This window comes from Paenibacillus sp. FSL W8-0439 (assembly GCF_038008995.1).
Classification (GTDB): Bacteria; Bacillota; Bacilli; order Paenibacillales; family Paenibacillaceae; genus Paenibacillus; species Paenibacillus polymyxa.
The window spans coordinates 4,929,426-4,943,070 of the sequence record NZ_JBBPAK010000001.1 but is presented as its reverse complement, the minus strand read 5'-3'; the positions used below and the strand labels follow the sequence as shown (position 1 = coordinate 4,943,070).

Below are 13,645 nucleotides of genomic sequence, written 5' to 3'. Positions count from 1 at the left end.
TTACGTGCTGTTTCTTTTATTGATGGTGCTCTATAGGCTGTGATTTCTTTCTTGTAGAGCAGCCGATTGGTCAAACTCTAATTTTTTTGATATCGCCAGCAGACCAAGGCAACAGAGAATCAGGAATAAGCATATCCAATAGGAGTTTCGATAACCCATCCATTGAGCAAACAATCCGCCCATCAAGCTCCCCGCCAATCTTCCGATCGTTGTCGCATTGGAATACAGTGTCGAGGCGTATCCGGGCAGAGATGGCAACAAATCCTGCATATAGCTAATACCAATGGCTGATATCACTGCAACAAAGAAGGCTAGGAGAAGCTGTCCCGCAAATAGTTGCCACATCTCCGTAGACATAAGAACGAGGAGGTAATAGACAACGCCTGTTAAAGCCCCTAAAAATATAAGCAAACGGTTGGAGTATTTGGCTGCTAGTACGCCCAGCATGAGCATCAGGGGTATTTCTAAGATTGCGCAAATACTGGATACGAGGGCAACGTCATTCGTGTCACCTTTTAAATTGTGAATGATGAACAAGGAAATATTTAAACTATTCATCCAGTGAGACGTATAAAGCAGAGTAAGAACTACAAAAGGGATCAGGATTTTCATATTTTTATGTAATGTAATGTGATGAAGTGAAAGTTGATCCTTATTTTTAGCCTGAACAGGACGCTGCTTGATAAAAAAGAATAGAAGAACGGCAATAAGTACAAAAATAGAGGTCGTACCAACAAAAATACCTTTAAAGCCCGTATGTGCAATCAAGAAGGAACCCAAGAGCGGCCCGGTAATAAAGCCAAGAGAAAACATAGAACGAAGCGTTGAATTCGCAAAGGCATGATCCGCAGATTTACTGCGATCTACCGCTTCACGTGCACTGGCAAATAACTGCGGCATCCCAGGGGCGCCAATCGCTGTAAAGACCGTCATATAAATAAAAAGTACATAAAAGTTTTGGATTACAAGATATCCTGCAAAGGCGACAGCATTAAATAACGTACAAATCACTAAAATTTGTTTGCGATCCAATCCGGTATCGGAGCGTTTGGCAATAAGGGAGCTGATCCATATACCACAAATCAAAGTCACCGCTGTAAACACACCAAAGGTTCCCACCGATACGCCTAGTGTACTTGTAAAATATACAGCTAAAAAAGGTGCGCTTATGGAAATAGCCATACCTTGCAATAACATACAGATCATGAATAGTGGGTAGTTAGGGATAAAGAAAAGATTTTGAATACGCTTTAGCATTTCATTTTTACACCCCTTTAGATTTAGAAGCAGAACTTACATACCTATCCAACCTAAACTATATATGACTTTAGCATAATTTGTATATTTACATTGTATAAAATATTATATAATTTTTTTTACTTTGATGAGCAACTCATATGCAAGGCCATATACAGACAAAGATATAAGATCAGGAGTGGGATGTAGATGTGTATGCGACTTTTCCTGTAGGATGTGCCTTAAAGGCTGAAGCGATCTATGAACTGCTTGATCAGTTCATTCAATGTTCCAGCGGCCTTCGTAGGAAGGCGGTGATCGGCTTTTTTAATGAAAACAAGCTCACTCTTCGGTAAATGCTGATGCAATATGTTGGCATATGGATGAAAGTGTTTATCCTCTTCACCATAAACGAGCAGAACAGGAAGATGGATTTCCCCTAGCCGTGAGGTACAGTTATACTTCAAGCTGTAACGATAATATTGTTCGACATTCCTAGGGTTTCCCTGCTTCGCGTCGTTGAGTAACTTGCGGAACAAAGATAATTGTTTCGTTTGTGACCAAGCATTAGAAAGCGCAATCGTACCGACTGCGCCGATTTTGGATAGCGCAATGCCTAAAGAAATTTTGTTTCTTAGTCGCCATTCGTTTACCTCCGACATTCCGCTGATAACAATGCCCCCCCATGCCCGATCTGGATAAGTCAGGAGAAATTCAAGTACTATTGAACCTCCGGTAGAATATCCACACAAAAATACTTTATCCAAGCTCAATCGGTCCATCAAATGCTTAATATCCTGGGCGATGAGAGGGTAAGTAACCGTTTGTTCGGAAGTCTGACTGTTACCGTGTCCTCTGATATCAAAAGCTATAGTACGAAAATAGGGCGATAGCCCTTGGATTTGGTATGTGAAATTTGAGCTTGTAAGTACCGGAGGGTGAATGAATAGGATGGCCGTTCCTTCTCCGGAATCTATATAGTGCATGGAATATTCGTGTATGTTTGTTGTGGTCATTGCTATGCTCTCTCCCTGAATGATTTTGATCTTAAATTTGGCTTATTAGATTCAAAAAATTCATGGAGTTGTAACTTTGAATGCAGGAGTTCTCTCTTTTCCCGAAGATCCAATGTAGGAATAATTTTTTTTGTATATGAAAAAATAAGAGGATCAAGGGCACTGTTTTTCTAAGAAGGGGACACACACATGAGCATGAAAAATAAAGTTACCGTTGTACTAATGTTAAGTTTATTGTTGTTGATCTTGGGCTGTAGAGCGGACTCCAGTCAAAAGCTAAAGCAACAGAGCGTGAACCCACATCACACAGCAAATCAAATGGGCAAAAAACCTGTCATTGTAATCTTGATTGATTCTTTAATGGATAAGCCTTTGCAAGAAGCGATTCAAGAAGGCCGTGCCCCCGCAATGCGATTTCTCCTTCATCAAGGGCAATATTTCCCGCAGGTAGTCAGCTCATTTCCCACAATGTCTGTGACCATCGACAGCACATTATTAACGGGAACGTATGCAGACCAACATCATGTGCCTGGACTCGTTTGGTACAGTGATCAAAAGAAACGCATGATTCTCTACGGCAATGGTGCCAAAGAAGCTCTAAAGATAGATCAACTGCAAGTATTTAATGATGCTATTTATCAATTAAATCAAGTTCAACTGAACAAAAAAACGAAAACGATCCATGAAGAGTTAGCCGATAAAGGAAAAGAATCCGCATCAATCAACGCCATTGTTTTTAGAGGCAAAACGAAACATGCCTTAAAAGTGCCTGATTTCCTAGCGAATAGCAACAGGGTGCCAGAACAAATGATAGTCACAGGCCCTAAATGGCTATCCTATGCAGCTCTGGCACAATTGAATCCGAAAAATAGCTGGAATACTCCTTTGTGGAAAAAGTTCGGAATGAATGATGAGTTTTCCGCAAAAGATACCGCTTTTCTAATAAGCCAGAAAAAACTCCCAGATGTAACCATCACATATTTTCCTGAGAATGATAATGCAGTGCATAGAAAAGGCCCGACTCAACTGAAGGGAATTGAAAAAGCAGATCAAGCGCTGCAAACTGTGTTGAACGCCTACGGTTCGTGGGAAGAGGCTGTAAACAATGCGATATGGATTGTCATGGGTGACAGTGCGCAAAGCGCTGTGTATGATGATCGACAGGCAGCCACTATTGATATAAGGCCTCTTTTGAGCCATTACCGGATTGCGAAATTAACTCAACCCGTAAGAAACGATGACCAAATCGTGATTGCCGCTAATGAACGGATGGCTTATATTTATGCAATTAACTATAACGTAGAGCTATCCGATGTGGTGAAGTCTTTAAAAAAGGAGAGCAAGCTCGACATTATCGCTATGAAAGATGGTAAAAATAATATCCAGGTTACAAAGGGGAGAAATGGTAGCCTGTTTTCTTATCGTCCCGGTGGAAAATACATGGATGAATATGGACAATCATGGACATTATCGGGCGAAGAGGACCTTGTGGATATTACGGTAAATAATAACCGGATCAAATATGGAAAATATCCAGATGTTTTGGCGAGGCTGTATGGAGCAATGAATTCCCATGAAGGAAGATACGTTGTTGTCACGGTCCAACCGGGATATGAACTCGTCAGCGAAAGTTCTCCTACCCACATCGGTGGGGGAGCTCATGGATCGCTGCATGAAAAAGATTCCCTTGTCCCGTTAATAATTTCTGGGACGAATACACGGCCCAAAACACTGCGAATCGTGGACATAAAAGACTGGATTATGCAATTGGTGAAATGAATAAGTATCTTCGTTCTTGATATTAAAGTTAAGATTTATTAGTATATAAGCATATTATTATATTTAATTGGAAGGAGGTCATACATTGGATCAACTAGGTTGTATAGCCGATCATTTAAAGCTATTGGGGGATAAAACCCGATTGATCATGTTATCCCTGCTAAGAGAAAGAGAATGGTGTGTTTGCGAATTTGTAGATATCTTTAATATGTCGCAGCCAGCAATTAGCCAACATTTGAGAAAATTAAAGTCGCAAGGAATTGTAAAAGAAGAACGACGAAGTCAGTGGGTATACTATTCCTTAAACGTAGACGACAAACCGCATATACAAGCTGTTCTTGAGAGCATGCCAGGCTCCAAGCATATTTTGAAATCGCTAAATAAAGAGGAACCGATCGCATCTTGTGGACCGGATTCCTCAGCTTGTTCATCCTAAAGCCTGTTCCGTTTATCTCTTTGTGGTGTTTTTAATATAAGTATATGTTTATAAGGTAATGTAATGGAGGTTTAGAACATTGATTTTGTTGGCATGCATTATATTCTTAGTTACTTTAGTATTGGTGATCTGGCAGCCTAAACATCTGTCCATTGGATGGTCTGCCTGCGGCGGTGCCATACTCGCCTTGCTGGTAGGTGTAGTGGATTTGCATGATGTTTGGGAAGTTACTCAAATTGTCTGGAATGCCACACTAGCTTTTGTCGCCATTATTCTGATTTCGTTAGTCCTTGATAAAATCGGCTTCTTCGAATGGGCAGCACTTCACATGGCACGGATAGCCCGTGGAAGCGGAACCCGGATGTTTGTCTATGTGAGTCTGCTGGGTGCCGTAGTTGCTGCCTTTTTTGCCAATGACGGTGCGGCCTTAATTTTGACACCAATTGTACTGGCGATGGTTCGGGCACTGAAATTGGATGAGAAAATGGTATTTCCTTTTATCATTGCGAGCGGATTTATTGCAGATACGACGTCGCTTCCGCTTGTAGTCAGCAACCTCGTTAATATTGTGTCAGCCGACTTTTTTGGAATCAGTTTTATGGAATATGCGAGTCGTATGATTGTACCTAATCTGTTTTCCTTATTGGCTAGTATCGTGGTACTGTATCTCTTTTTTCGCAAAAGAATTCCTAAAACGTTTGATACGACACAGTTAATCACGCCTGCAAATGCGATAAAAGATCCAAAGATGTTCCGTATGTCCTGGGTTGTTCTCACAATATTGTTGGTTGGCTACTTTGCAAGCGAATTTTTAGACATTCCCGTCTCGGTGGTGGCCGGTATCATTGCCATCTTTTTCTTGCTGATGGCTAGAAGAAGCCCTGTGGTACCCATGAAAGAAGTCATCAAGGGCGCTCCATGGGCCATCGTGTTTTTCTCTATCGGAATGTATGTGGTGGTGTATGGTGTGCGTAATGCCGGTTTGACGGATCTGCTGTCCCATGTGATTCAAGCGGCTGCTGATCAAGGTATGTTTGTGGCCACCATGGTCATGGGATTTATTGCGGCGATTATCTCGTCGGGTATGAATAACTTGCCTACGGTCATGATTAATGCGCTTGCCATTGATGCCACCCATACAACTGGTATAGTCAAAGAGGCACTGATTTATGCTAACGTTATAGGGTCGGATCTCGGACCGAAGATAACCCCAATTGGTTCGTTAGCCACCTTATTGTGGTTGCATGTGCTTCGTTCGAAAAACGTGAAAATTTCATGGGGGACTTATTTTAAAACAGGCATCGTCTTAACTATTCCTACACTTTTTATTACCCTACTGGGCTTATATCTGTGGTTAATCATTTCATAATGGACAATTGAAGGAGACGCTGATGATGGATAAGAAGACAATTTATTTTTTGTGCACTGGTAATTCTTGCCGCAGTCAAATGGCAGAAGGCTGGGCTAAACAATACTTGGGAGACCGTTGGAATGTATACAGTGCGGGCATTGAAGCACACGGCCTCAACCCTAAAGCGGTGCAAGCGATGAATGAAGTTGGGATGGATATTTCCGGTCAAACTTCAGATATTATTGATTCTGTTTTGCTGAATAGTGCGGATTTAGTTGTGACCTTATGCGGAGATGCTGCCGATAAATGTCCTACTACACCTCCGTACGTGCGCCGCGAACATTGGGGATTTGATGATCCGGCTAAAGCACAAGGAACAGAAGAAGAGAAATGGAGCGTATTCCAGCGTGTACGGGATGAAGTCGGGGCTCGTATTCGCAAATTTGCGGAGACCGGTGAATAAACCAGTACACGGCTTAGGAAGGGCGAACTCAGGCATACTTCCTTAAAAGGGCGGTGTTTGTTTGGCATTTTTGAAATAGAAGATCTTCATGTTAATGAAAAAGGGTTAAGGCTCGTTAGACGACACTTAACCCTTTTTATTTTACAGACGAGACTCTATCCTTTTTATAGGCTCGTGCATAGGTGCTGATGGTGCCCCTTGCATAGATAACCCGCCGCCAGTTGAGCTTGCTGGAATAACTGGATGTGGCGATCCCTTTTCAGGAGCAGCGCCTGCAGTCTGCTTGGTCAGCTTCTGTTTTTCCCACAGTGCTCTGGCGATCACCAGCATGGAGAGTACACCGACATATAGTAACATAGATCCGAGTTCCGGAAGCATCTCCTGAAAAGATGCACCGCGCAGTCCCATGGTGCGGAGGAATTTGTACATCCATACGAAGGGAAAGAAATCACCGATTTGAATCGCTAAAGGTGGAAACAGTGATCTGGAAAGAACGGCCCCCGATAGTACAAAAGCAGGCATGAGCACCATCACCATTCTGCCAATGGCAATCCCCGGATGTGCAGCGCCCCATGCAACCAGAACATTGAAGCATACGGTACCGAATACATACAGGACAACCGGAATCATGAAGAGGATCGGATTGGCTTCGAAACGACCTCCCCCAAACATTTTAAGCATCCCGAGAGAGAAGATTAAGCCAGCCGTCGAAAACAGCGTATAAGGAAGAATACGCAGTAGGATGTTGAACGGATTTTGCAGTTCGGCAGCCAGTCTCTTGGAAACCCTTAGTCTGGCGACGATAGGTAAGCTATTGATATTGAGTATCATAAAAGAGAACATACAAGTGAATGCAAGTATCGTCGTATTCTGATAATCATTGGTTGGGTTAAACAGGGAACGCACCTCCAAGGCAATACCATTGAGAGCTCCCTGAGCCTGTTCGGCGTTCATCCCCGTTTTCAACATAGCTGGAACAGACAGTTCCATATTCTCAGAAACGCTAATTTCCTGCATAGCTGTACGAATGGAAGTAATAGATTGAACGTTGGTATTATCAAGAATGAGACCCACGCGACTGGAAAGGGAACGATGGTGATTATCCTCTAAACCGTGCGGCAGGGAAATAACGGCTAAATATTTTTCGTGATAAAAATACTGCTCAGGATTGTCCGTAAACGAAACAATCTCTGCTACGTTCATATATGGAGAAGCATCTATCTTCTGGATCAACTCACGGCTGTAGGCTGTGTTGTCCTGATCCACTACTACCACGTTAGCATCGTTAATTTGGCTGCTTGGGAGCAGCAGGGAGTACCCCAGCACTGCAATCAGAGGGAAGATGATAGCTATGATCGGATACTTGGAGTGAACCAGATACGTCCATTCATCACGAAGTGATTTCATTCGTATTCACCTCAACTGTCATGCCTGGTAGCAAAGCGGCTTCTCTTGTTACATATACACGTACTTGGAATGTGGCGGTGTCTGCCTCACCTTTTTCACGGGACATCTTTACATTAGCGAATTGCGGCGCAGCGGTCACATAACGTACGGTACCTTTCAAGTCCTTGTTGAGAGCAGATACTCGGGTTTTAACTTCTTGATTGGCCTTGAATTTACCCGCTTGTTCCTCATTGACATACAGATCGTAATATAAATCGTTGGTTTCCAGGGTAATCACAGGCGCTCCTTGCGCGACATTTTCCCCGACTTTTGTACTAATCGAAGTAACCTTGCCATCCTGTGGTGCCTTTAATACCAGTCGCTCTTTTTTGAGCAGCAATGTTTTAAGCTGAACTTCCTGTGTGTCTTTTTGTTGCTTTAAAAGGTCGATAGCCAACTTCTGATCTGCCAACTGTTGACGGCTTTGCTGAATGGTTTCCAGTTGGGTTCTGGAACGATCGACGGACAATTGGGCACCACGGATTTCCTCCTCGGCTTGTTTTACCGCAACCGCTGCTTGTGTGGTCTGTTCACTGGCCTGCATACGTTCTTCAGGAGTAGCGCCATGGAGCAGCTTTTGAAGAGATTCCTTTTGCTGGCTCAACTGATTTGTCGCTAAAGTCAATGAGGATTCAGCATCATCCAACACTGCTTTGGATGCACTTCCTGCATCATAAAGTGCTTTATTACGTTTATAGTTAGTCTGAGCCGTCTGAACGTTTTTGGTGGCAGAAGCTACGGCAATTCGTTGCTGCTGAACATCTTCATCCCGAGCACCATTATTGACCTGTTGTTCCGCAGCAGTGGCTTGACGCTCAGCTGCCTGTGCCCGCAGCAGTGCCGCTTGGCTTTTGCTCTCAGTGACTTGAGCTTGCGCGATATCCAGCTGTGCTTGTTTTTCCTGAGTTGTTGCTCGTGTGTACCCTAATTGGATGGATTGTTGCTGTTGGCTGATCTGTGTATTGAACTGCGCGATTTGTGTCCGCAGCTGCTCAATTTGCAAATCCACATCTTTGGAATCCAAAGCCATAAGGACAGTTCCTTTTTTCACTTTCGTTTCTTCTGTTACCGGGATGTTTAGGACTTTGCCGCCTACTTGTTCAAAAGATACATGAATGCTATCAGCATTGAGCGTTGTGCCTTTAATGGATCGCGAAGCAGTGACTTGATCTTGTCCGTTAGTCTGAAGCAGGAACCCCCCGCCGATCAGACAGGCAATAGAAATGACAGGGATGATAAGGCTGGTGACTTGTGTGCGATTCATGGGTAATATGCTCCTAAGTTCATAAAATGGATTCAACCTAGACTCGAATAAATATCCTGATTATGTACATTTTATTTATTCTATTATTTAATAATTTAGATGTTAGCTGGCTAACTAAAATGCAAAAATTAAAACTTACTCTGGCTTTGCTGCTTCATATATCTCTTTTGCTTGAGGGATGCCGCTTTCTATTTTTTTCAGTAATGTCAGGAGCAGTTCTTTTTCATCGTTGGATAGATGGCTCATCAGTGTGGAAGTGCATGTAAAATGTACAGGCAGCAGTCTCTCCATCATTTCTGTTCCTTGTTCGGTCAGTTTAACAATACTCATACGGCGGTCGGAAGGGTGAACGGATCTCATAATAAGCCCATCGCGTTCCAGACGGTCAAGCAGACCGGTAACGGTAGGCTTGCTAACCCCTACTTTCTCCGCAAGCTCTGTAGCCAGCAACCCTGTTTGAATGTTGCGATACAGGAGAATTAATATTGAAAATTTTCCGTGAGATATACCAAACTTCTCAAAGCCTTCAAAGCTCACTTTAAAAAGACTGGAGGATACGCGCATAAAAAATAGCATCGCTTCTGTCGCTCTTACATCAATCTCTGGGATACGCATAGAAAATTCTTGCAGCGCTTCACGAGTGGGCAAATCCCGTAAATCAAAATCCATAAGGTTCTCCTTTCTTCTTACATTGTGTTCCAGTCGACAAATTAGTTAGCCGACTAATCTTAATCGATTCAAAAATGAATTTCAAGCTAAATTTTGTTAATCGTCATGCAGATTTTTCACTATATGGAGGTTGTCCGTGCAGTAGTTTAAGCTATTCACTACATTGATATTTACAGTGAAGTGCTTGATAATAAGTGAATATCGCACGAGACAAAGATACCCAAAAGTGAGGGACCTGACATGGCGACAAAATTATATTACACCGCTCCAAATCTTACGGAGTGGGACACTCATATTACACAGAGCATGGAAAGAGACCAAGCATTTTTTGTTATGCTCAAGGAAACGGCCTTTTATCCGCATGGCGGAGGTCAGCCATGTGATACAGGAACGATTCAGGGCATCCGTGTATTAGATGTGGTTCTTGAGGATAGGGACATTTGGCATCAGGTAGAACGTTTGCCGGAGGAGGAGAAAGTGGCCTGCCAATTGGATTGGGAGCGCAGATTTGATCATATGCAGCAGCATAGCGGGCAGCATTTGCTGTCAGCGATTTGTCTGGAACTGTTGGGTGCGCGTACAGAAAGCTTTCATTTGGGACAAGAGTACGCCACAATTGATGTCAACTGTTCTGATATAACATCCGCACAGCTATTGGCAATCGAGCAGGAAGCAAATCGGCAAATCTACAATAACCGCAGCATAAAAAGTTATTTTGTAACCCATGAGCAATTGAAGGACATTCCGCTTGTGAAAATGCCTAAAGTAACAGAAAATATTCGGATTGTTGAGATCGAAGGCATTGAATATAATGCTTGCGGCGGTACACATGTGGCTCAAACCGGGGAAATTGGAATGATTAAATGCTTGAAATGGGAAAAGCAAAAAGGGATGGCGAGAATCCATTTCAAATGTGGTGCTCGCGCACTCCAAGACTTTAATGAGAGTGCTCGGATTTTGGACGTGTTATCTACGAAGTTCAATACTGGGCGAAAGGATATTTTGACTCGATTCGAAAAGTGGGAGCAGGAGCATAAGCAACTCAAGGCGCAAGTGGAGTTTCTACAAGAGGAAAATGCATCGTACCAGGCGAAAGAGCTGCTGTCTGCTGTACAGGGGCATGTTCTTGCTCATGTATTTGAACAAAAATCCATTCAGGAGATGCAGCAATTGGCTGCCAAGCTGACAGCTGAGCATGATTTGCTTGTTTTATTTGCCACAACAGCCGAAAACAAAATCATTCTGGCACATAATGGTAGCCAATCCGTTAGCTGCGGAGCGTTTTTGAAAGAGAATCTGGGCGCGTTTCAGGGCAAGGGGGGCGGTAGCAACCAATCTGCTCAGGCAGCATTTTCGTCCCGCGAGAACCTCTTGAATTTCTTTGAAACGGCCCAGCGGCAGTTCATTCAGGGCTAATATAATGGAGGATTAGTGACGCAGCGGTAGCTTCCACTTTTCCTCTTCTGTAAATAAAATAAAAGAAAAAATAAGTGCAACAACAGCGCCCCAAACGGCTTTATCCCCAATCGTCAAAGTCAGAAATCCCCCCAGCAAGGCTCCTACCAAGAAGGCAGCCAGGATGACACCATAACGCATCGCTCGAATGGCAGCGTTCGTGTCCTTGGTCGTTACAGCGACATACACAGCCTCGATAGCTGATCGAAGGTTACCGGTGCTGACCGTGGAGGTGTACGGCACATCAATGAGCTTGCGGAAGGAAGTCATTTGCACGGAAGCGACGAATGAGACGATCACCACTACTACTGTATTGGGAACTCCTTGCGGAATCAATCCCACGATGAAAAAAATCGCGATTTCCAGTAAAAGAATTGCGCGGGTCCAGTCTGGAGTTAAACGGTGGGTTGATTTGCGTTTAATCCCTTCAGCAACAAAAACCCCCAGTGAAAAGGCGATCAGAGGCGGGATATAGGATAATGCCTGAACCCAGTGCCCCTGAATGACTTTGACAGCCAGCAGGACGATATTGCCTGTCTGTGCGTTGGCGAAAACACCGCCTCTTCCAACAAAGGTATATGTGTCCAAAAAGCCCCCTACTAATGATAGTAAGGCGCCCAGTCGCAACGATTCGGACGTTACCTGATGTAAATGGATTTTGCCTTTCATAAACACGGCATATAAGCCTCCTATACTAAACGTCGATTCTTTAAAGCTAACACGAAAATCCAGGACCATACAATTAAATTAATCACTTAAGCATGAAAATGACACAAAGAAGCCACATCAGGTCCCATACAATAGAAAGGACGTGATGCGGCTTGTTGGAGTGCTGCTTAAAGTGCCATCTGGAACTTCGAGAATATGCTTATTGCAGAGCTTGAACGAGTGCTTTACCAAACTCCTGTGCACCATCTGGGCCGTCGGCTGTAATAATATCGCTATGAGCGACGACATGCTGAGCGACATAGTCGGCTTGATGCGATTGGAGCTGATCCTTTTGCACATCCACGGGGTAGCATGTAGCCGTTCTGCCAGAGAGCAGGCCGGTTTGAGCCACAGCTACAGAGCCTGCGCAGATGCCAGCCACTAAAGTCTTTTGCTCATGAGCTTGTTTCAGCAGAGCTTGGAGATCCGCGTTATTCCACAGATGATCATTTGTTCCTGATCCGCCGATTACAGATACTACATCATACTCAGCCGGCACAGCGTCTGTAAAGACAAGATCAGCCGTCGCGTTACCGTTGTAGTCACCCATGATTTCGCCTGTTTTTGTACTGGCTAATGTTACAGTAACACCTGCTTGCTCCAGCGCTTCTTTTGGTTTAAACAATTCATCCTCATTAAAGCGCTCTGGGGGTATAATAAAAAGAGCTTTTTTACTCATACTCTATTCCTCCTTGAATGTGTAACGTTATTTACTATTGTAGGGTGGCTTCGTCGGGCTGTGAAGAATGCACTTTCAAGTACGGAGGTTACCTGCAGGTTACTATTCATGTGGAAGATCATGATGATTTAGAAGGAGTTAATTGATATATGTCTGATACGCTGAGAGAAGAAATACGGGAGAAAATTGTAAACGGAGACTACAACTGCGAAAAGGAATTAACGCTATCTGTGCTGAGCGGGAAATGGAAGGTCGTTATTTTATGGCATCTGGGTGTGGAAGGGCCGCACCGGTTCAGTGACCTGCAAAGGTTGTTTCCGAAGCTGTCGCATAAAGTGCTGACCAACCAGCTACGGGAGTTGATGGAGGACGGTATTGTACACCGGGAAGTGTATCCCGAAGTGCCTCCAAAGGTGGAGTATTCGATGACTGAGCTGGGGATGACGATTTTACCGATTGTGGAGATGATGTATGACTGGGGGAAAAAACGGGTGCAATCCATCCGTGAGGAAATGCAACGCAGCAGTGAGGGAAATGTTTAAATCTTGGATGCGATCTTAGATGGACCTTTAACACTCCGTCATATAAAAAATAGAACGCCTTGCACGATGAGTACGAATTGTACCTAGAGCGAAGGCGTTCTTTGGCATGTTAGCAGTCTGTGTGTGTGGATCATGTTAGTCTAGGAAAAATAGCTGTAGCCCATATAGATCATTGCTGTTCAAGTGCTGGTAAAACCTCAATCCAGCGTGTAGCCCAAGTACCAATATGGTCAAATAAAGGAGCTAAATCGCGTCCCTTATCCGTAAGGGAGTATTCAATCCGCACAGGCTTTTCAGGATAAACCATACGTTGAATGATTCCTTCTTCCTCCAGCTCTTTCAAACGGTCCGAAAGGACCTTTCCACTTAAGTTAGGAATTGAATTCTCAATAGCGACGAAACGTTGCGGACCATTCGTTAGTTGAAATACGATCAACACCGTCCAACGCTTGCTCAGTAGCTCCATAGCCTTTTCAAACCGTGGGCACATCTGCGGAATATTCATGTGATCACCTCATGCTCCTATTATTAACGATTCACTGTTAAAAGTAAATGATTTTACTTTACATAAATTTATTACTTGACGAAATGGAATGATATA

The 13,645-nt window shown here is 43.6% G+C and carries 14 protein-coding genes; 6 read left to right on the top strand and 8 right to left on the bottom strand.

Annotation, left to right across the window (positions count from 1 at the left end; translation table 11 throughout):
- Nucleotides 1-30: 30 nt before the first annotated feature.
- Both MKX36_RS21440 and MKX36_RS21435 read right to left on the bottom strand, forming a co-directional pair.
- Nucleotides 31-1,257 (bottom strand): sugar efflux transporter, encoded by a 1,227-nt coding sequence (locus MKX36_RS21440; protein WP_031462276.1) that lies wholly within the window; start codon nt 1,255-1,257, stop codon nt 31-33.
- A 221-nt stretch (nt 1,258-1,478) separates the two neighbouring features.
- Complete coding sequence (locus MKX36_RS21435) at nt 1,479-2,252, bottom strand: alpha/beta fold hydrolase (protein ID WP_340865636.1); 774 nt, start codon at nt 2,250-2,252, stop codon at nt 1,479-1,481.
- Nucleotides 2,253-2,441: 189 nt separating this feature from the next.
- Between MKX36_RS21435 and MKX36_RS21430 the strand changes: the two genes are divergently transcribed.
- From MKX36_RS21430 to arsC, 4 genes are all read left to right on the top strand, one after another.
- A complete protein-coding gene (locus tag MKX36_RS21430; protein WP_340865635.1) occupies nt 2,442-4,031 on the top strand; it encodes an alkaline phosphatase family protein in 1,590 nt (529 codons plus the stop codon).
- 85 nt (nt 4,032-4,116) lie between these two features.
- Entirely contained in the window at nt 4,117-4,467 is a 351-nt protein-coding gene (locus tag MKX36_RS21425; RefSeq protein WP_330721201.1) for an ArsR/SmtB family transcription factor, read from the top strand.
- A 79-nt stretch (nt 4,468-4,546) separates the two neighbouring features.
- Complete coding sequence (locus MKX36_RS21420; RefSeq protein ID WP_017425594.1) at nt 4,547-5,836, top strand: arsenical efflux pump membrane protein ArsB; 1,290 nt, start codon at nt 4,547-4,549, stop codon at nt 5,834-5,836.
- A gap of 25 nt (nt 5,837-5,861) precedes the next feature.
- Nucleotides 5,862-6,281 (top strand): arsenate reductase (thioredoxin), encoded by a 420-nt coding sequence (arsC, locus tag MKX36_RS21415; RefSeq protein ID WP_016820404.1) that lies wholly within the window; start codon nt 5,862-5,864, stop codon nt 6,279-6,281.
- Between the two features lie 141 nt (nt 6,282-6,422).
- Here arsC and MKX36_RS21410 read toward each other — a convergent pair whose 3' ends face one another.
- The 3 genes from MKX36_RS21410 to MKX36_RS21400 all read right to left on the bottom strand — a co-directional run bounded on the left by MKX36_RS21410 (nt 6,423) and on the right by MKX36_RS21400 (nt 9,660).
- Nucleotides 6,423-7,688, bottom strand: a complete 1,266-nt coding sequence (locus tag MKX36_RS21410) for an ABC transporter permease (protein WP_340865634.1) — start codon at nt 7,686-7,688, stop codon at nt 6,423-6,425.
- On the bottom strand, nt 7,672-8,991 hold the full coding sequence (locus MKX36_RS21405) for an HlyD family secretion protein (protein ID WP_340865633.1): 1,320 nt from the start codon (nt 8,989-8,991) through the stop codon (nt 7,672-7,674). Before MKX36_RS21405 ends, MKX36_RS21410 begins: the two co-directional genes overlap by 17 nt.
- Before the next feature lie 135 nt (nt 8,992-9,126).
- A complete protein-coding gene (locus MKX36_RS21400; protein ID WP_019688671.1) occupies nt 9,127-9,660 on the bottom strand; it encodes a MarR family winged helix-turn-helix transcriptional regulator in 534 nt (177 codons plus the stop codon).
- A 240-nt stretch (nt 9,661-9,900) separates the two neighbouring features.
- On the opposite strand from MKX36_RS21400, the gene MKX36_RS21395 reads away from it, so the two are divergent.
- Nucleotides 9,901-11,076: an alanyl-tRNA editing protein gene (locus MKX36_RS21395; RefSeq protein WP_340865632.1), complete on the top strand. Its 1,176-nt coding sequence runs from the start codon at nt 9,901-9,903 to the stop codon at nt 11,074-11,076.
- Nucleotides 11,077-11,088: 12 nt separating this feature from the next.
- Here MKX36_RS21395 and MKX36_RS21390 read toward each other — a convergent pair whose 3' ends face one another.
- Together MKX36_RS21390 and MKX36_RS21385 are read right to left on the bottom strand one after the other, a co-directional pair.
- Complete coding sequence (locus MKX36_RS21390) at nt 11,089-11,790, bottom strand: YoaK family protein (protein ID WP_017425588.1); 702 nt, start codon at nt 11,788-11,790, stop codon at nt 11,089-11,091.
- A gap of 193 nt (nt 11,791-11,983) precedes the next feature.
- The gene (locus tag MKX36_RS21385; RefSeq protein WP_340865631.1) at nt 11,984-12,502 is read right to left on the bottom strand and encodes a DJ-1/PfpI family protein; all 519 of its coding nucleotides are present in this window, start codon (nt 12,500-12,502) and stop codon (nt 11,984-11,986) included.
- A gap of 149 nt (nt 12,503-12,651) precedes the next feature.
- Here MKX36_RS21385 and MKX36_RS21380 point away from each other — a divergent pair, with 149 nt between their 5' ends.
- Nucleotides 12,652-13,044, top strand: coding sequence for a winged helix-turn-helix transcriptional regulator (locus MKX36_RS21380; protein ID WP_016820397.1), 393 nt, complete (start codon nt 12,652-12,654; stop codon nt 13,042-13,044).
- A gap of 169 nt (nt 13,045-13,213) precedes the next feature.
- On the opposite strand, the gene MKX36_RS21375 is transcribed toward MKX36_RS21380, so the two are convergent.
- Complete coding sequence (locus MKX36_RS21375) at nt 13,214-13,549, bottom strand: winged helix-turn-helix transcriptional regulator (RefSeq protein ID WP_013312049.1); 336 nt, start codon at nt 13,547-13,549, stop codon at nt 13,214-13,216.
- Nucleotides 13,550-13,645: the final 96 nt, after the last annotated feature.